Raw genomic sequence first — 18,684 nt, forward strand, 5'->3', positions numbered from 1 at the left:
AACCCGGAGAATCCGGCGCGCCGGCGGACGTCCCGGCCCGTGGTTCTCAGGAAGTCGTGATGCTGCCGGGCACGAGGCTCGCCGCCGCGTCGAGGAAGGCGTCGACCAGGGGTGATCGGCGTGCGGTGAGCCAGGCCAGGGCGACGTGGTTCGGGGCGATGTCCGGCACCGGGATGCCGATGACGTCCGGGCGGGTGTAGAACATCGCCGTCGACCGGGGGATGACGCTGATCCCGGCGCCGGCGGCGACCAGCTCCAGTTTCTCTTCCACGCTGTGGATCCGCGGCACTTCGGGGCGGCCGGGGGCGCGCAGTTCGACGGCGATGTCCCGCCATTCCGGGACGGCGTCGGGGTCCTGCAGCAGGTGCTCGCCGGCGAGTTCGGTGATCGACACGGACTCCTCGCCGGCCAGCCGGTGCGTGGCCGGCACCATGACGACGCGGGGTTCGGTGAACAGCGGCCGCACGGTCAGCCCGCGCCGCTCGACCGGCAGCCGGACGATGCCGACGTCGACGCGGCCGTCGTGCAGGACCGCGACCTGGTCGTGCCAGCTGGTGCGCAGCAGCCGGACGCCGACGTCCGGCCGGTGCCGGGCCAGCTCCCGCACCGCCGGGGTGACCACGATGCCCGGCATGAAACCGACCGTGAGCACCGGCTTCGCGCCGGCGGCCGCGGTGACTCGCCGGTGCACGGCTTCGGCCGCCGCCAGCAGGTCACGGGCGTCGGCCAGGAGCTGTTCGCCGGCCGCGGTGAGGACGGTGGTGCGGCGGTCGCGGACGAACAGGGGCGTCTTGAGCTCGTCCTCCAGGGCGCGGATCCGGCGCGACAGCGCGGGCTGGGCGATGTGCAGCCGCGCGGCGGCCCGCCCGAAGTGCAGCTCTTCGGCCACGGCGACGAAGTACCGCAGTTGCCGCAGGTCGAAGTCCACGCCGAGCATCGTAGGCCGGTGATGCCGAAGCGGCATCACAGCGCGCGGAACGGGTCTTGGACGCCCGGCGGGTGCCCGGGCCACCGTGGAGGAGGAACGAAACACGAGTCAAGGGACAGCGATGAAAATCTTCCTCACGGGCGGTTCGGGCTACATCGGCCGCGCGACGATCGGCGAGCTGGTGCGGCTCGGGCACACCGTCGAGGCGCTCGCGCGCAGCGAACGGGCGGAAACGGCCGTGGTCGCCGCCGGGGCGGGTGCGGTCCGCGGTGGCCTGGCCGACCTGGCCGTGCTCAACCAGGCGGCGGCGCGGGCGGAAGCCGTGATCCACCTCGCCCAGGCGGCCACTGGAGAGGAGGACTTGGCGGCCGCCACCGCGATGCAGGACGGCGTCGGCGGCGGCACCTACGTCCACACCGGCGGCAGCTGGGTCTACGGCGACACCGGTGGCGTGCGGGACGAGACCGCGCCGTGGCACCCACCGGCCGTCGTGGCGTGGCGCAAAGCCGTCGAGGACGCGGTGCTGGCCCGGGCGGCCGACGGCGGCCGGCCGGTCGTCGTCCAGCCCGGGCTGCTCTACGGCGGCGACAACCGCCTGATCGACGCGTTCTTCGTCCGGCCGGGCCGGGAAACCGGCGAGGTCCCGTACATCGGCGACGGCGGCAACCACTGGGCCCTGATCCACCTCGACGACCTGGCCCGCCTCTACGCGGCCGCGCTGTCGGCGCCGCCGGGCTCGGTGTACCTCGGGGTGGGCGGGAACGGCCCGACGGCCAAGGAGGTCGCCGAAGCCTGCGCCGCGACGCTCGGCGGGAAGGCCGTCTCCCTCACCCTCGAGCAGGCCCGCGAGCGGATGGGCCCGATCGCCGACGCGTTCGCCCTCGACCAGCAGCTCACCTCCGCCAAGGCGCAACGCGAGCTGGGCTGGACGCCCCGGCACACCGATCCGCTGAGCGAGTTCTGACGCACCCCGTGCCCACCCCCGGCCAGCTCGTCCACCCGGGACCGAGGCAGCTTGAGCACGAGCTGCCCGCGGACGAACATCGCGAAGATCCGGCCGTGCGCGCGCGGCTGGAACCTCACCGCTGCCGCAGCAGGTAGCGCTGGACCTTCCCGCTCGGCGTCTTCGGCAGCGCGTCGACGAAGTGCACGGTGCGCGGGTAGGCGTGCTTGGAGTACTCCTCGCGCACGAGCCGCTGGAGATCCGCGGCGAGGCCGTCGTTCGGCTCGGCCTCGCCGGTGAGGACGACGAAGGCTTCGACCACCTCGCCGCGGACGCCTTCGGGGTCGGGACGGCCGACGACGGCGACGTCCGCGACCGCGGGGTGGGTGATCAGCACGCTTTCCACGTCGAACGGCCCGATCCGGTAGCCGGCGGCCAGGATGACGTCGTCGTTGCGGGCGGTGAAGAAGTAGTACCCCTCGTCGTCGACGCGGCCGGTGTCGGCGGTGAGGTACCAGCGCCCGTCGGCGGTGAACCGCTCCGCCGTCTTCCCGGGCTCTTCGTGGTAGCCGGTGAACCACAACAGGGGGCTGTGCTCGACGTCGACGGCGAGCTGGCCGTCGACGGTGCCGGCGGCGTAGCCGGGCATCGGCTGCCCCATCGAGCCGGGCCGGACCGGCCGGGCCACGTCCGGGTGCCAGTGGTTGTTGACGACCATGCCGAGTTCGGTCTGGCCGTAGTGGTCGCGGACCTCGACGCCGAGCGCGTCGCGGGCCCAGCCGGCGATCTCCGGCGTCAGCGGTTCGCCTGCCGACGAGGCCCGCCGCAGCCGCAGGTCGCGGACCAGGCCGCTCTTGCCGAGCGCCCGGTAGACGGTGGGGGCGGCGGCGAAGTTGGTGACGCCGAACTTCCCGACGACGGCGACCGTGGCCTCGGGCGTGAACCCCGCGTCGAGGAGGAGGTTCCGGCGGCCGGCGGCCAGCGGGGCCAGGATGCCGTAGTAGAGGCCGTACGCCCAGCCGGGGTCGGCGGCGTTCCAGAAGACGTCGTCCGCGGTGACGTCGAGGCCGTAGTGCAGGTAGCAGTGGAAGGACGCCAGCGCGCGGACCGGCACCGGGACCCCCTTGGGCTTGCCGGTGGTGCCGCTGGTGAACAGCTGCAGCATCGTCCCGGCGCCGCCGACCGCGATCGAAGTCGCGAGGGGTTCGGCTTCGTCGATGAGCCGGTCGAACGCTTCCCCGGTCTCGAGGACGTCGATGCCCTGGATCGGGTCGAGTTTCGCGCGCTGGGCCGGCTCGGTGACGACCAGCTTCGCGCGGGAGGCTTCGACGCGCATCCGGATGGCGCCGGTGGCGAACGCCGTGAACAGCGGCACGTGCACCGCGCCGATCCGCCAGATCGCCAGGAGCGTCGTCACCAGTTCGGGGCGCTTGCCCATGAGGACCGGGACCCGGTCGCCGCGCCGGACGCCGCGCGCGGCGAGGACGGTGGCGAGCCGCCGGGAGCGGCAGGCCAGCTCCCCGTAGGTCAGGTCGCGGGCGGCGAGATCCGGGCCGACGAAGGTGAACGCGACGGCGTCGGCGTCGTGGCGGTCGCACAGCAGGTGGGCCACGTCCGCCTCCGCCGCGCCGTAGGCGGCCAGCCAGGCTTCGACCGCGTCGGAAGGGGAAAGCGGCACGACGACCTCCGGGTTCGTTCGGTCCATTCGGGACGGCCGGGCGATTGTCACCGCGGCACCGCCCGGGTCACACTGTGGCGGTGAGCGCGGAGACGAGCCACCCTCCGACGAGGGGGGTGGAGCCGGCGGTGACGGCCGCACTGGCCAGGCTGCGGGCCGGCACCGGGGCGAGCCTGGCGTTCGCCGGGCGGGTCACCGGGTCGGGCGTGCTGCTCGACGCGTTCGACGGCCCGGTGGTCGGTCCCCTCCGCGGCGTGCTGCTCGGCGCCGGGCACGGGGTCGGCGGCCGGGTGGTCGCCCGGCAGCGCGCGCTGTCCCTGCCGGACTACGTCGGCTCGCCGGCGATCACCCACCGCTACGACCAGGTCATCCGGGCCGAGTCGTTGCGCGCGATGGCGGCGGCCCCGGTCATCGTGGCGCGGCGGTGCGTCGCGGTGCTCTACGTCGCCCTGCGCACCAGCCAGCGGGAGATGGGCCGCCTGCTCGACGCGGTTTCCCACGAGGCCCGCGGCCTCGAACAGGATCTTGCGGTCACCGACGTGCTCCGCCGGCTGCGCGACCGGCACACGGCCGAGGACAGCGTCCGGCGGTCCCGGGTGGCCGAGGCGTACGCGGACCTGCGGGCGCTCGCCGGCGAGGTCGGTGACCCCCGGCTGCGCGCGCGGCTGCTGGAGACGGCCGGGTTGCTGGCGCACCCGGCGCCGGGTGCGGCGGCACCGCACCTGACGGGCCGGGAAGCGGACGTGCTGGCGCTGCTGTCGACCGGCCTGTCGAACCAGGGGATCGCCGAGCGGCTGGGCATCGGCCTGTACACGGTCAAGGACCACGTCAAGAACATCCTGGCGAAGCTCGGCGCCGAAGGCAGGCTGGACGCGGTGGCCCGGGCCCGGCGCCTCGGCCTCACGCCGTAGTCGGTCCGGCCGCGGCCCTATGATGCGGCCATGGTGAGGCAGGCGGCGGCGGTGGTGTTGGCCAGTGGCGCGGGTACCCGCGTCGGGGCCGGGGTCAACAAGGTCTACCTCCCGCTCGCCGGGCGCCGGGTCGTTGCGTGGTCCCTGGCCGCGTTCGCCGGGGTGCCCGGGGTCGGGCCGCTGGTGCTGGTCGTCCGGCCCCAGGACGACGACCTCGTCCGGGAGGTGCTCGAGCGCGAAGTCGACGGCGCCGCGGTCGAGGTCGTCCACGGCGGCCGGACCCGGCAGGAGTCCGAGCTGCAGGCCCTGCGGCACCTCGCCGGCCGCATCGGCCGCGGCACCGTGGACACCGTGCTGCTCCACGACGGCGCGCGTCCGCTGGTCAGCCCGGCGTTGATCGCCGCCGTGCTGCACGAGGCCCGCGAACACGGCGGGGCGATCCCGGCGCTGCCGGCCGACCACATCGCCGCGGTCGCCGGCGACGGCGAGACGCTGGTGGCGCTCCCGCCGGCGTCGATGGTCCTCGCCCAGACGCCGCAGGCGTTCCGGGCCGCGCCGCTGCTGGCGGCCTACGAGCAGGCCGCCGGCGAGCAGTTCGAGGGCACCGACACCTCGTCGGTGATGGAACGGTTCTCCTCGGTCCCGGTGCGGTGGGTCCGGGGGGAGCAGGAGAACCTCAAGGTGACCTACCCGCGCGACCTCGTGTTCGCCGAGCACGTCCTGACCGCGGCGGGCCACGGCGGCTGACGGGCGGCCGCGGTGGCCCGGCCGCTCAGCGGCCGGGGGTGCAGGCCGGGGCTCGGTGCGCACGGACCAGCCGCTGTTCCCGGCCATCCGCACGGCGGCACTGGGCGGCCTGGCCCCGGACGCGGCCGCGCACGTGATCGACCGGCTGGCCGGCCAAGGAGCCGGTGCTCACCGGCCGCGAGGTGGCGGCGGTCCGGCTCGTCGCCAGGGGCAGCGCCTGCAACTGGCGGTCCGCGGCTACGACAGGTCGCCGGCCGCCGGCACCGTCCCCGCTGCGGCGCGGTCGGCCGTTTGCCGGTGATCGAGCCGGGAACCCGAAGTGCTGGTCTCGCCGATCGAGGAAAGGTTCGAGGATGGCTGCCCAGCGTGCGCCGGAGGCCCTCGTGGTGGGGCTGTTGACCGATGACGGGTTGCCCGGGCAGCTCGGCGGGAAAATCGCGGACGGCCTGCCCGACCGTCTGGCTCGTGACCTCGGTGCGGAAACGTCCTGGCGCGTCGAGCAGGAAACGCAGGCGCTTCCGCTGGACGAGGACGGTGACATCCCGATGCTGGCCTTGGCGGAGGAGCGCCGGAAGAAGCACGGCTGGGACCTGCTGGTGCTGATCACGGATCTCCCGCGGCGGGCGGGGACGGTCCCGATCGTGTCGGACTACAACACCGACCACGGTGTGGCGATGGTGTCGTTGCCCGCGCTCGGTGCGGTGCGCCTGCGGCACCGGGCGCGCCGGCTGGTCGTTCACCTGGTCCGGCACCTGGTGGTGCAGCGCTCGGCGGAGGCGGTCGATCCGCCGCGGGGGATCCTCGACCGCCTGCGTGAGCTGGTGGCGCCGACGCGGCACATCGAGGGCCGTGGCGCCGCGGACGAGCACCTGGCCCTGGCGGGTGTGCGCGGGCGGGTGCGGCTGCTGGCGGGGATGATCCGCGACAACCGGCCGTGGCGGCTGGTGCCCAACCTCGCCGGGGCCACCGCGGCCGCGGCGGGGACCGCGGCGTACGGCATCATCACCACCTCGTTCTGGAAGCTGGCCGAGGCGTTGCCCGCGCTCCGGCTGGCCGGGATCACGGTGTTGGCGATCGTGGTCATGGCGGGCTGGCTGATGGTGCACAACCACCTCTGGGATTCGCCGTCCGGGCACCTGGACCGGCGGAAAGCGCTGTTGTACAACGCGTCGACGGCGCTGACGTTGTCGATCGGCGTCGCGTGCATGTACGTGATCCTGTTCGGGCTGGCGCTGGTGGCGTCGATCGTGCTGATCGAGGGCACCTACTTCGGGCAGACCCTCGGTCATCCGGCCGGGCCGGCGTCGTACCTGAAGCTGGTGTGGCTGGCCACCTCGGTGGGCATCGTCGCCGGGGCGCTGGGCTCCAGCGTCGAAGACGAGGAACGCGTCCGCCGGGCCGCCTACAGCCGGCGCGAGCGGGAGCGGCAGCAACGCAACCGCGAACGCGCCGAAGAAGCCGGAAACGGCTGAGCAGGTGCCGGTCGGATCTCACCGCCGAGCTGGAGGACCATCGCGCACTGTCCCTGACCCTCGGCCACTCCGCCGGCCCGGGCCCGGCATCGAAGACCGCGCCCGCCGTCGCAGAACTGCCGATCGCCGATTGCGCGTCCGAGCACCGGCCCGAACGGGAATTTCACCGAGCTCTTCCGACTCGCCGGTCCACAGGTCGAGCGGGACGCACGCCCACACCGGCGGGTGGCTGTCGCCGACGAAACGCGAGCTCGGCCCACCGGCCGGCGGCTCGGCTCACGCCACCGAGGGAACGGCTGAACGGCGCCCGGCGGCTCGGGACCGAACCGGCCGGGCACCGCGACACTCAGCGCCAGGGCGTCACCTTGTTCGCCACGACGAGCGGGGCGAGCTGGACCCAGTCGACGTTCGGCGCCCACGCGGCCGGGTTGCCGAACGTGAGTGCGCCGCCCTTCGTCGTCAGGTCGATCGGTGACGTCTCCGCCCAGAAGCCGTCCCAGGTGTAGTTGTGGCGGTATGGCGCCGGTGTCACCGTGCCGCCCGCTTCCGACGCGATCATCGTGCGGGTGATCGTGTCCGTGTTGTACGGGTGCCCGGTGTTTTTCTCCGCCTGCGCGTAGGCGACCGTGAGGGCGTACTGACCCGGACCGCCGGTGCGCGGGATCGTCAGCGTGCCGCCGTTGCCCACGTACCCGACGTAGGCACCGCCGGAGGCCCAGGGGCCCGTCGCCGTCGCCGCGGCGCCCGCGAGCTGCCCGGATTCGGCCTCGACGCGGACCGCGCGGCTGTCGGCCGCGGTGTCGCGCACCTGTGTCAGCGTGCCCGCCACCAGCGGTGTGCGGCCCTCGTTGGACAGCACCACCTCGGTGACGCCCGCCTTGAGGAACACCGTCGAGCTGCCCGACCAGACGCCGGCGCCGGTCGCGGTCAGGTCGCCGCCCGCCACGCGGCGGCCGGACAGCGTCAGCCCCAGCGTGCTGCGGCCGGCGCCCGCCCACGACGTCGACAGGCGGTAGTAGCCGTCCTCGGCGGCCGACACGAACGTGGTGACCCGCTGCCCCGGCGCCAGGGCAACCGCGCCCGGCGCGAGCACCTGCAGCGCGCCCGTCCCGTGGTCGACCGAACCGCCGGACCGGCGGCCGTCGGCGAGCGGGTACTCCGCCCGCTCCGGGCCGGTGACCTCGGTGAGGTCGAAGCGGTCCAGCGTGACGTCGGACGAGCCGCCGAGGAACCCGCTCGGATCGGTGGTGCGCACGGAAACGCGGTGCTTGCCCGCGGTCAGCGTGAGCGGCGTGTCCAGCCGGCCGCGGTAGGTCCAGTTCAGCGTGGCCGGCAAGGTCAACGTCCGGACGAACGCGTCGTCGACGTACAACGCCAGCCTGCCGACGAAGGCGTTGGTGCCGTAGAAGACACCCAGCCGGTACGAGCCGGCCCGCGGGACGTCGACGTCCACGGTGTCGCGGGAAGCCGGGGTGTTCATGGACCCGACGTCCTTGCGGCCCGACGTCATGTACCGCATGGCCATGTCCCACGAACCGGATCCGTCGTCCTGGACGTAGACCTGGGCGCTCTCCACGGTGCCCGACTCGGCCTCGTAGCTCGCCTGCCACGGCGCGGTCGCCACCGGCGGCGCGCCGAGCCCGGCCGGGGTGACGAGCACCTGGTACGCGGCCAGCGGGTCGCCACCCGGCACCGAGACCGTCGCCTTGCCGTCCTGCACGCGCAGGCGCGCGGCCGCCACGACCGGCGGCTGCTGGGCGTCGCCCTCGTACCCCGACCAGCTCGTCTTCGCGACCCGTACGTCCACCCGGTCGCCGAAGACCTTGCGGTCCAGGCCGGTCAGCGCGACGTTCACCGCGTCCGCCGTGCCGCCGAGCAGCACGGTCGCCTTGGCGTCCGTCCGGTCGACGGTGGCCAGGCCCTGCAGCGAGTCGCGGGTGTCCGGCCGCGGCGGTGTCACGCGCACGGTGTCACCCGCGAGGTCGGCGTACCACTTGGCCAGCCACCAGCCGCCGTTGGCGCGGCCGGTGCGCACGGCGTTGTCGCTGAGGTTGCCCGCCAGCGACCAGTACGCCAGCTGACCGTCCACTTTGGTGTCTTCGAGCATGGTGATCCACTGGATCATCTGGCCGGGCACCGAGGTGTCACGCCGGTTCGAGTACTCGTTGATGGTGATCGGCCGCGGCGAAATCCCCAGCGAGCGCTCGATGGCCCGGTAGTCCGCGTAGTGGCCGCGGTAGGAGGCCAGCGAGTCCGGGCCGAGCTCGTGCCACGTCGTGATGTCGGGCAGCACGTCGTTGGCCTTGGCGTAGGTGAGGAACTCGCGCAGGTGGTCGGCCCGGTACTGGGTCTCGCCGATCCCGGTGATCCGGGCGTGCGGCAGGACCGACTTCACCGTGCGGTAGACCTTCGTCCAGTCGGCGAAGAACTTCTCCTTCTTGGTGGCCCAGTCGGAGTACCAGATCCCGTCCGGCTCGTTGAAGATCGTCCACACGAACCGGTCGCGGTCGGGCCGCTGCGCCACCTTGTCCAGCTGGGGCTTCAGGCGCGCAATGTAGTCGTCGATGCCGAGGTCCTGGTACGGCCAGCGGCTGTAGGTGTCCTGGGCGTAGATGTGCACGTCGGTGCCGCCGGCGGCGAAGAAGCCGTCGGCGACCTTCAGCGCGTCGCCGTTGGGGTGCTGCTCGCCGTCGGGCGCCTTCTGGGAGATGGTGCGCGGGCGCATCCCGGCGATCAGGTCCTGCGACGGCATCCCGGGGTCGCCGAGGCCGTAGAGGATGCCGGTCGCGCCGCCGTGGAACGCACCCGTCGGCGAGCCGAGGTCGACGCGCAGCGTCTGGACGGCCGCGGCCTGGGAAGCCGCGGGGGACAGCGTGGTGAAGGCGAGCACGGCGACGGCCGCACCCACCAGGAATCGTTGTCGCATCAGCACTCCGCTTCGCTGGGGAGGGGTTTCACTTGACGGCGCCGCTGGTGATGCCCGCGATGATCTTGCGCTGGGCCACGGCGAGGACGACGACCAGCGGCAGGCTCATCAGCACCACGTAGGCGAAGATGAGGTGCCAGTTGTTGAGGTAGAGCCCCGCGCTGGCGACGCGGAACAGGTTGAGCGGCAGGGTGTCCAGCCGCCCGCCGACGACGAAGAACGCGTAGAAGACGTCGTTCCACACGTAGAGGCAGATGAGGATGGTGGCGGTGGCCAGCGCCGGCCGCAGCAGCGGCAGCACGATCCGCCGGAACACGGTGAGCGGACCGGCCCCGTCGATCTGGGCGGCCTCTTCCAGCGACGCCGGGATGGTGCGGACGAAGCCGGTCACGAAGAAGATGACCGTGGACAGGTAGATGCCCATGTACACGCCGATCATGCCGACGGCGCTGCCCGCGAGGCCGAGCTGGCGGAGCAGCAGCACCACGGTGACGACCGCCGGCGGCAGCACGATGCCGCTGATGCCCAGCGCGTACAGGGCCGCGTTGAGCCGGGTCGTCCGGCGGGCCAGCACCCAGGCGGCCATGGACCCGAAGACGAGGACGCCGGCGACGGTGGGCACGACGATCAGCAGGCTGCCGAAGAACGCCGCCGGCACCTCGCCCTGGACCCAGACCTCCCGCAGGTTCGCGAACAGCTGCCAGTGGCCCGGCAGCGAGAGGTCGGGATCGAGCGCTTCGCCCTGGGACTTCCCGGCGGTCACCACGACGAGCCAGAGCGGGATCCCGATGAGCCCGAGCACGAGCGCGGTGGTGACCACCGGCTGCAGCCTGCTCCAGATCCGCGAGTCGCTGACGGTCTTCACAGGATCTCCTCCCGCTTGCGCAGGGCGCGGATGACCGGGAAGGCCAGGAACGCGACGAGCAGGAACAGCACCAGGCTCATCGCGGTGGCCTGGGCGAACAGGCCCTGCCCGAAGGTGCGGTAGATGAAGATGTTGAGGATCTCCGTGGTCCGGGCCGGACCACCGCCGGTGGTGGCCTGGACGACGTCGAAGCCGTTCATCGACCCGAGCAGCGCGGTGGCGACGTTGAACGTCACCGCCGGCGCCAGCAGCGGCGACTTGACGACCCAGAACGTGCGCCAGCGCGAGGCGCCGTCGATCCGGGCGGCTTCGAGGATGTCCTCCGGGACGGTCTTGAGCCCGGCCAGGTAGATGAGCATCGACAGGCCCATCCACTTCCACGCGTGGATCAGCGCGACCACGACGATCGACCAGGTCGTGTCGCCGAGCCAGGCGTAGTCGAACGTCCGCCCGAGCACCGCGCCGATCAGCTCGTTGACGCTGCCGTGCGGTTTCAGCAGGGCCTGGAAGATGTAGCCGACGGCGAGCGCCGACATCAGCACCGGCACGAGGAAGCAGATGCGCGCGATGCGGTTGAGCCGGTTGTCGCGTTCGAGTAGGACGGCCAGGGCGAACCCGAAGAGGTTCTGGAAGATCGCGACCAGCACCGCGTAGACGAGCGTGATCCGCACCGCCCGCAGCAGCGTGCCGTCCGAGGCCAGCTCGGTGAAGTTGTCGAGACCGACCGGCTTGATCGAGCTCTTGAACCCGGACCAGTCGGTGAACGCGTAGACGAAGTTGAACAGCGTGGGCAGGAAGAAGAAGACGAGCAGGATGGCGAACGCGGGCGCCAGGAACCACATCGGGTGCGTCTTCTTGCCGTGGCTGCTCGTGGGGCGGCCGCCCGGCCGGGGAGCGGGCCGGGTGACCGGCCGCTCCACGGTGAGCGTGCGTGCTGCCGTGGTCATCAGAAGCCCGGGGCGCCGGCCGCCTTGGCCAGCTGGGCGAACTGATCCTGGGTGGCCTTGGCCACCTGGTCCGGTGTCATCGTGCCGGCGATCATGTCCGCGAGGTTGATGTAGAGGTCCGGGTTGGCGACGGCCAGCGCCTGCATGGAACCGACCGCGGTGGGCAGGGACTTGTGCACGTCGAGCAGGGCCTGCGGCACGCCCGGCGGGTTGGCGACCGACGGCTCGAGCGAGATGGTCTTGCGGTCGGCGACGAACCCGGCGTAGCCCGGGCCCATCCAGTAGGCCAGCAGCTGCCGGGCCGCGGCCTCGCGCTTGGCGTCACCGGTGCGGAAGGCGACCAGGGCGTTCGTCTGGTCCGGGATGAAGGTGCCGACCTGACCCGACGGCGCGATCGGGAAGAAGCCGATCTTCTTGTCCAGCGTCTCGGTGTCGGCCTTGGCCTGCAGCTGGCTGAAGAACGAGTTGACCTGCACGGCCATCGCGGCCTTGCCGTCGAGCAGCGCGGCGCCCTGGTCCTCCAGCTTGGCCGTCTTGATGTCGGCGTTGAACAGGCCTTCGTTGATCAGCGCCTGGTACTTCTTGATCGTGTCGAGCACGACCGGGCTGCTGAAGGTCTCCTGCTTGCTGTTGATCTTGTCCCAGAGGCCGTTCTTCGCGGCGTCGGCGAGCTGGACCTGCACCCACCACTGGGTGGCCCACCGGTCGCCGCCCATCTCGAAGAACGGCGTCACGCCCTTGGCCTTGAGCGCGCGGGCCGCGGTGACCATGGCGTCGAAGGTCTTCGGCGTTTCGGTGATGCCGTTGGCCGCGAAGACTTCCTTGTTGTAGTAGACGCCTTCGACGGCGGGGCTGGTGATCAGCGCGGCGTAGCGCCTGCCGTCGAGCAAGCCGGTGATGTCCTTCAGCTCGGGCGCCAGCTGGGGCAGCCACGGCGCGTCGTCCAGCGGCTGGAGGTTGGTCTTCGCGTTGATGGCGGTCAGCATCGACGAGGTGGGCTGCCAGAAGGCGAGGTCCGGCTTGTCGCCGGTGGCCACCTTGGTCTGGATGCTCTGCTCGTACGGGTCGGGGATCGTCACGACCTCGACGGACGCGCCGGTCGCCTGCTCGAAGGACGCGATCACCTGCTTGGGCACGGTGTTGCTGTTCTGCGCCGCCCACAGGGTCAGCTTGACGCCGTCGAGCTTCGCGGCCGGGTCGGCCCAGGTGGCGGGCGCGGCGTCGGCGGGGCCGTTCGCGGCCGGGTCGCTGCAGGCGGCGAGGCCGAGGGTGAGCGCAGCGGCGGCGACGACGCTGATCCAGTTCTTCATCGGGGGATTCCTTCGTGGGAGGGGTGGTCTAGCCGGCGACGATGCGGAAGAGCCGCGCGGACGCGGTCGGGTGCGGGGTGGGGGTCAGGGTCAGGGAGCCGGTTTCGGTGTCCCAGCGGACGGTCCAGGCGGGCAGGTCACGCGGGTAGCGCGCTTCGATGTGGACGTTCTGGTCGCGCAGGTGCGGCAGGGACAACGTCACCGGCCCGGCGTCGGCCCCGCGCCGCCACACGGCGAGGTGGGTGACGTCGCCGGCGCGCAGGGCCAGGCTGAGCCAGGGATCGCGCCAGCCGGGCAGGCCCAGCGGCCACAGGGGAACCGAGGTCGTCAGCCCCCGGCGGATTTCGCGGAACACCTCCACCGCCTCGCGGACGGAGGCCCGCTGCTCCGCGGACATGAGGTCGAGCCGGCCGGACAGGTACAGCCGGCCGAGCAGCCCGGTGCACACGGTGTAGGCGAAGTCCTCGGCCGGCATGTCCGGCTGCGGGTAGGCCCAGCTGGCCGACTGCTCGGGCAGGACCGAAAGCGGGGCGGACACGGCGATCGGCGGGTAGCGCAGGTAGTCCTGCTGGTCGCTGGTGGACTGCAGCTGCAGCCGCGACAGCATCGCGTAGTCCATCCGCATGGCGCCCGACGCGCAGTTCTCCAGGATCAGCTCGGGGTGCCGGTCCAGGACGCCGTCCAGCCAGGCCAGGTGCGCCCGGTTGTGGCCGAGCAGCCCGGCACCGACGCTGTCGGCGGCCAGGTCGGTGCCCGCGCCGGGGTCGACGTTGTAGTCGAGCTTGAAGTAGCCGACCCCGAGGTCTTCGACCAGCCGGTCGACCACGCCGTCGAGGTGCGCGACGGCGGCCGGGTGGCGCAGGTCCAGCACGTACCGGTCGTGCTCGACCAGCCGGACGCCGCCGCGTTGCAGGAAGGCCGCGTCCGGGAGCTTCCCGGCCATCGGGCTGCGCACGCCGATCACTTCCGGCTCCAGCCACAGGCCGGGCACCATGCCACGACGGCGGATCCGGGTGAGGACTTCCTCGATCCCTTGCGGGAAGCGGGTTTCCGACGGCTGCCACTCGCCGACGCTGTCCCACCAGCTCGTGCCGTTGTCGTACCAGCCGGCGTCGATGCAGAACACCTCCGCGCCGGCCGCCGCGGCGGCGTCGACCAGCGGCAGCAGCTTCGCCGTGGTGGGGTCGCCCATCAGCGTGTTCATGTAGTCGTTGAAGACGACCGGCAGGGCGAACCGGTCCGGGTGCGGGCGGACGAGGGCCCGCCGGTGTGCGGTGAGGGCGGCGACCGCACCGTCGAAGTCGTCCCCGGACACGGCCACGGACACCGGAACGGTGGTGAAGGACTCGCCGGGCCGCAGGTTCCGGTGCCACTGGTGGTCGATGTCGGTGGGCCCGAGCAGGGCGAGGTACGCGCCGTCGCGGCGTTCGCCCACTTCCCAGCGCCAGGCGCCGTTGTGCTCGACCTGCCACAGCCAGGCCTGCCCGGTCCGGCGGTCGACGAGGCCACCGGTCGGCAGGTGCGTGCCGGTCGACCAGGTGCCGGTGCTGACGGCGGCGAACCGGCCGCGGCCGTCCTGGCCGTGCAGCGCGAGGTCGAGGTCGGGCAGGACGTCGTCCCGCAGCGGGTGGCGGGTCCACCGGCCCTCGCCGAGCCACTCGCTGTCGGCCCGGAGCAGGTCGGCGTCTTCGATGCGCGAGCCGGCGAAGGCGGCGGCGAAGGACGTGACGCCCTGGAGCAGGACGGGTGCCGGGCCGTGGTTGGTGACGGTGGTCGTGACCTGGCAGGCGGCGACGCCGTCGGCCGACCGGAACGACGTCCGCGCGGCCAGCCCGGTCCGGTCGTCGCGCTGATCGACGTGCAGCTCGTGCCAGGTCCCGTCCCGGCCGCGGGTGGAGCCGGTGTAGACCAGCCGCCGTCCGACGGCGGTCTCGGAGAACCGGTGCGAAGCCCGCGCCCGCCCTTCGCCGGCGATCAGCAGTTCCACCAGCGGCTGGCCGGCCCGGGGCCGGTCGTGGGCCGCGCGGCCGTCGGTGAGGCTGCGGACCGCGACCGGGCCGCCGGGGGACACGTCCACGACGAGCTCCAGCGCCGGGTGGCCCCAGACCACGGTCGTGGCGGACTCGGTCGAGATCACCGTTGCTCCCTCTCGTGCGATGGACATTTCTGCTGCTCACGGCTTATGTGACCGGTCACAATCGCAGGCCAGCAGTGTGACTGGTCGGCGGGGTGGCTGAAAAGCCCGCGTTACCTTGTTGTTACGAACACTCCGGGGGTGGTCAGCGCGGGGCCGCGGTCGATTCGCGGATCACCAGTGACGGCGCGGCGAGCTCGACCGCCGGCTGCGCGACCCCGGTGAGCTCCGCCGCCAGTGCGGCCAGGCACGCGTGCCCGAGCGCCACGAAGTCCATCCGGACGGTCGTCAGCGCCGGTGTCCAGTACGCCGCGCCCGGCACGTCGTCGAACCCGACGATGCTCACGTCGCCGGGCACGTCCCGGCCGGCTTCGTGCAGGGCCCGGCGGACGGCCATCGCGGTGTCGTCGTTGCCGCAGAGGATCGCCGTCACGGCCGGATCGACCGCGAGGACCTGGCCGGCCAGGTAGGCCGACCGCACGTCCCACCCCGCGGACAGGACCTCCGGGACCGGCACGCGCGCCGCTTCGAGCGCGCCGCGCCAGCCCGTCTGGCGGGCGCTCGTGCCGGTCTCCGACGGGATGGCCACGTGGTGCACCGTGCGGTGTCCGAGGTCCAGCAGGTGCTTCGTCGCGTCGGCGGCGGCCTGCCGCTCGTCGAGGAAGATCATCGGCCGGGTGACGTCGCCGAGGCCGCCCGCCTCCGTCGCGGCTACCACCGGGACGTCCGGGGGCAGGGCCCGCAGCACTCCGGCGCCGGCCGCGTCGAAGGCGACCACCACGATGCCGCCCGCGTTCGGGTCGGTCACGTACTCGACGGCGTGCCGCACGTCGTCGGGCCGGTCGGACTCGACCACCCGGACCCCGACCGCGATGCCCCGCGGGCGCGCGGCTTCCTCGATCCCGCGCAGGGTGGAGGCATAGCCGTACAGGGTCGTGTCGGCGATCACGACGGTCACCGCGTTCGCCCGCCCCGAGCCGAGCGCCCTGGCCGCCCGGTTGGGCCGGTAGCCGAGCCGGTCGATGACGTCGAGGACGTGCTGCCGGGTGCCGGCGTTGACGTTGGGCGACTCGTTCAGCACCCGTGACACGGTCTGGTAGGAGACCCCCGCGGCGGCCGCGACGTCACGGATGCTGAGCGAGGCGGAGGAACGTCGGGTCACGGTGCCATCGTTGTCGGTGCGGAACCCGGCGTCAAAGCGCCCGGCTCCGCCTCAGGCGGCCGGGACGCGGCCGCGGCCGGTCCAGGTCGTGCCGCGGCGCTCGTACTCGAACAGTTCCTCGACGGCGTGCGCGATCCGCGGCCCGAAGTCGCGTTCGAGCAGGTACAGGCCGAGGTCGAGGCCGGAGGTGACGCCGCCGGCCGTGACGAGGTCGCCGTCGTCGACGACGCGGGCGCGCACCGCCGTGACGCCGGTGGCTGCGAGCGCGCCGATCCCGAGGACGTGCGTGGTGGCCGTGCGGCCCGCCAGCAGCCCGGCCATGGCCAGTGCCAGCGAGCCGCCGCACACCGCCGCGACCGTGACGGCGGGTTCGGCCAGGCACCGGCGCAGCAGCGGCACCGCGGCGCTCGCGGCGAACCGGCCGAGCAGCACCGGGACGGCGTCGGCCGGGCCGGACGCGCCGGGCACCACGACGTACCCGGGTGCCCCGGGATCCCAGGCGGCCGTGGCCGGGAGGGTGATGCCGGGCGTGCCGGAGACGACGTCCCGGGCGCCCTCGGCGGAGACGAACACGAGGTCGAGTTCGCCGCCGAGGAACTCGCGTCCGGCGGACAGGACCTCGTACGGCGCGACGACGTCGAGCGGGTCGAAGCCGTCGAAGAGCACGAACTGGGCCAGCGGGTGGGACATCGGGGTTCCTTTCGCCTGCGGTGATCCCGTCCATGCTGGGCACCGGCCGGCGCGGGAACCAGCGGCGATCACGCCACAGGGCGCCTGGATCCCGCCACGCCCTCCACTGTGGACGGTGCGTCCCGGAACGCCGAAACCACGCACTCGGCCGCGTTGTCCGCGTGCCCCGCGGCGACGACGACACTCCCGTCGATCGTGATCGCCGGGTCGAGCGGGACCGCCCGGACCCGGGTCGAGCGGATTTCGGCGACCTGGTCGGCGGGCAGCACCGTCCAGCTCCGCGGGTCCGAGCCGACCTCGACGATCGTGTCCTGCAGGGTGCCCGCCGGCCGGCCCGCCGCCGGGCACGACGCGCTTTCTCGCAGGGCCAGTACCACCGCGTCGTGCAGCCGGGGGTCGTGCTCGCGGGCGGGGACGCGCAGCGTGTCGCCGGCCAGCTCGGCCAGGCCGACGGCCGGGCGGTCCGCGGCCGGGTGCCGGCGGGACACCACCGCGAACAGGCGCTCGGTCCAGGCCGGCCGCACGGTGAGGCCGGGCGCGGACCGCACGCCACGGGCGAGTGCGACGTCGAGCTCGCCCTGCCGGAGCGCGTTGAGCCGGGCCTCGACCGGCAGGTCGACCAGCACCACGGCGAAGTCCGGGGCCCGCTCGCGGAGGGCGTCGATCCCGCGTTCCAGGCGGGCGGTCAGGCCGGCGGCGGTGCCGAGCCGCACGGTCGTCATGACCTGCTTCGCCGCGAGCTGCACCTGGTCGGCCGCGGCGAGCGTGGCGCGGGCGGCGTCGAGCACCCGCTCCCCGGCCGCGGTGAGCCGGACCCGCCGGGGCGACCGGTCGAACAGCCGGACCCCGAGTTCCCGTTCGAGCCGGGCGATCTGCTGGCTGACGGCGGGCTGGGCGATGTGCAGCCGCTCGGCGGCCCGGCCGAAGTGCAGCTCGTCGGCGACGGCGACGAAGTACCGCAGTGCCCTCAACTCCATGCCCTCAACTCCATGGCCCCGATGATAAGGCGGGCTTATCGCAGCACGTGGCGGCTGCGTCTGGTTCGCGACGCGGTCCGGTGCTGAAGTCGTGATCATGACCATCGAACTGGGACTGCTCGGCGCCTACCTGCCCGCGGCCGAGGCGACGGCGGCGGACGCCGTCGCGCTGGAGGAGGCCGGGTACGGCGCGGTCTGGCTGGCCGCGTCGCCGTCGGCCGACCTCCGCACGGCCGAGCGGCTGCTCGACGCCACCGGCCGGATCGTCGTCGGCACCAGCGTGCTCAACGTGTGGCAGGCGGACGCGCAGACCGCGGCGGCGTCCTACCACCGGATCACGGCGAACCACCCCGACCGGCTCTTCCTCGGCATCGGCGCCGGGCACCGCGAAACCGACGCCGGCTACGCGTCCCCGGTGGCGAAGGTCGCGAGCTACCTCGACACGCTGGCGGCGGCCGGCGTCCCCGCCGACCGCGTGCTGCTGGCCGCACTCGGGCCCCGGATGCTCCGCCTGGCGGCCGACCGCGCCGCGGGCACGCTGACGCTCCAAGTGACACCGGAGCACACACGACGCGCCCGGGCGGCCCTCGGCCCGGGCAAGCTGGTGCTACCCGGCCACGGCGTGCTGCTGGACACCGACGCCGACCGGGCCCGCGAGACCGGACGGGCCGCGGTGCGTCCGATGCTGGGGATCGCGAACTACGCGGCCAACCTCCGCCGCATCGGCTATACCGACGAGGACCTCACGGACCCGATCAGCAACCGGCTGATCGACGCACTGGTGCTGCACGGCACGGCGACGGCGGTGGCTGAGGGGATTCGCGCGGAGCTGGCGGCCGGGGCGGATCACGTCGGGGTGCACGCCGTCGGCGAGGACCCGATCGGTGTGCTGCGTGCGGTCGGCTCGGCTGTGCGGGGGTTGCCGGGGTAACCGGGTCAGCGTTCCCGGCCGGGCGCGATCGGCGTGCCGCGCACCCCGCCCCGGCCGGGCCGG

The 18,684-nt window shown here is 73.2% G+C and carries 16 protein-coding genes; 6 read left to right on the top strand and 10 right to left on the bottom strand.

The window, feature by feature from the left end:
• Positions 1-46 precede the first annotated feature (46 nt).
• Positions 47-928 (bottom strand): LysR family transcriptional regulator, encoded by an 882-nt coding sequence (locus BLW76_RS20770; RefSeq protein ID WP_091319628.1) that lies wholly within the window; start codon positions 926-928, stop codon positions 47-49.
• A gap of 121 nt (positions 929-1,049) precedes the next feature.
• Here BLW76_RS20770 and BLW76_RS20775 point away from each other — a divergent pair, with 121 nt between their 5' ends.
• The gene (locus tag BLW76_RS20775) at positions 1,050-1,892 is read left to right on the top strand and encodes an NAD-dependent epimerase/dehydratase family protein (protein WP_091309904.1); all 843 of its coding nucleotides are present in this window, start codon (positions 1,050-1,052) and stop codon (positions 1,890-1,892) included.
• A gap of 115 nt (positions 1,893-2,007) precedes the next feature.
• On the opposite strand, the gene BLW76_RS20780 is transcribed toward BLW76_RS20775, so the two are convergent.
• Entirely contained in the window at positions 2,008-3,549 is a 1,542-nt protein-coding gene (locus BLW76_RS20780) for an AMP-binding protein (RefSeq protein ID WP_244170244.1), read from the bottom strand.
• 128 nt (positions 3,550-3,677) lie between these two features.
• Here BLW76_RS20780 and BLW76_RS20785 point away from each other — a divergent pair, with 128 nt between their 5' ends.
• Genes BLW76_RS20785 through BLW76_RS20800 form a run of 4 tightly spaced genes read left to right on the top strand, consistent with a single transcriptional unit; the run spans position 3,678 to position 6,679 of the window.
• Positions 3,678-4,460, top strand: a complete 783-nt coding sequence (locus BLW76_RS20785) for a helix-turn-helix transcriptional regulator (protein WP_208613343.1) — start codon at positions 3,678-3,680, stop codon at positions 4,458-4,460.
• 30 nt (positions 4,461-4,490) lie between these two features.
• Entirely contained in the window at positions 4,491-5,207 is a 717-nt protein-coding gene (gene ispD / locus BLW76_RS20790) for a 2-C-methyl-D-erythritol 4-phosphate cytidylyltransferase (protein WP_091309911.1), read from the top strand.
• Between the two features lie 55 nt (positions 5,208-5,262).
• Positions 5,263-5,508 carry a hypothetical protein gene (locus tag BLW76_RS20795; RefSeq protein ID WP_091309913.1) on the top strand — a complete coding sequence of 82 codons (246 nt, stop codon included), beginning with the start codon at positions 5,263-5,265 and terminating at the stop codon, positions 5,506-5,508.
• A gap of 52 nt (positions 5,509-5,560) precedes the next feature.
• Positions 5,561-6,679: a hypothetical protein gene (locus BLW76_RS20800; RefSeq protein ID WP_091309915.1), complete on the top strand. Its 1,119-nt coding sequence runs from the start codon at positions 5,561-5,563 to the stop codon at positions 6,677-6,679.
• Between the two features lie 346 nt (positions 6,680-7,025).
• Here the strand turns inward: BLW76_RS20800 and BLW76_RS20805 are convergent, their stop codons facing one another.
• The 8 genes from BLW76_RS20805 to BLW76_RS20840 form a co-directional block, all read right to left on the bottom strand.
• Complete coding sequence (locus tag BLW76_RS20805) at positions 7,026-9,605, bottom strand: carbohydrate-binding protein (protein ID WP_143060658.1); 2,580 nt, start codon at positions 9,603-9,605, stop codon at positions 7,026-7,028.
• 28 nt (positions 9,606-9,633) lie between these two features.
• Positions 9,634-10,470 carry a carbohydrate ABC transporter permease gene (locus BLW76_RS20810; protein WP_091309919.1) on the bottom strand — a complete coding sequence of 279 codons (837 nt, stop codon included), beginning with the start codon at positions 10,468-10,470 and terminating at the stop codon, positions 9,634-9,636.
• Positions 10,467-11,417 (bottom strand): carbohydrate ABC transporter permease, encoded by a 951-nt coding sequence (locus BLW76_RS20815; protein ID WP_208613344.1) that lies wholly within the window; start codon positions 11,415-11,417, stop codon positions 10,467-10,469. Before BLW76_RS20815 ends, BLW76_RS20810 begins: the two co-directional genes overlap by 4 nt.
• A complete protein-coding gene (locus tag BLW76_RS20820) occupies positions 11,417-12,727 on the bottom strand; it encodes an ABC transporter substrate-binding protein (protein WP_091309921.1) in 1,311 nt (436 codons plus the stop codon). The genes BLW76_RS20815 and BLW76_RS20820 overlap by 1 nt, the downstream gene beginning before the upstream one ends.
• Before the next feature lie 28 nt (positions 12,728-12,755).
• Positions 12,756-14,864, bottom strand: a complete 2,109-nt coding sequence (locus tag BLW76_RS20825; RefSeq protein WP_208613345.1) for a glycoside hydrolase family 36 protein — start codon at positions 14,862-14,864, stop codon at positions 12,756-12,758.
• Between the two features lie 142 nt (positions 14,865-15,006).
• The gene (locus BLW76_RS20830) at positions 15,007-16,023 is read right to left on the bottom strand and encodes a LacI family DNA-binding transcriptional regulator (RefSeq protein WP_091309926.1); all 1,017 of its coding nucleotides are present in this window, start codon (positions 16,021-16,023) and stop codon (positions 15,007-15,009) included.
• 51 nt (positions 16,024-16,074) lie between these two features.
• Entirely contained in the window at positions 16,075-16,713 is a 639-nt protein-coding gene (locus BLW76_RS20835; RefSeq protein WP_091309928.1) for a DJ-1/PfpI family protein, read from the bottom strand.
• Between the two features lie 68 nt (positions 16,714-16,781).
• Positions 16,782-17,690 carry a LysR family transcriptional regulator gene (locus tag BLW76_RS20840; protein WP_091309931.1) on the bottom strand — a complete coding sequence of 303 codons (909 nt, stop codon included), beginning with the start codon at positions 17,688-17,690 and terminating at the stop codon, positions 16,782-16,784.
• A gap of 97 nt (positions 17,691-17,787) precedes the next feature.
• Between BLW76_RS20840 and BLW76_RS20845 the strand changes: the two genes are divergently transcribed.
• Complete coding sequence (locus BLW76_RS20845; protein WP_091319630.1) at positions 17,788-18,621, top strand: TIGR03620 family F420-dependent LLM class oxidoreductase; 834 nt, start codon at positions 17,788-17,790, stop codon at positions 18,619-18,621.
• Positions 18,622-18,684: the final 63 nt, after the last annotated feature.

It is taken from the genome of Amycolatopsis tolypomycina, assembly GCF_900105945.1.
GTDB classification, from domain to species: Bacteria; Actinomycetota; Actinomycetes; order Mycobacteriales; family Pseudonocardiaceae; genus Amycolatopsis; species Amycolatopsis tolypomycina.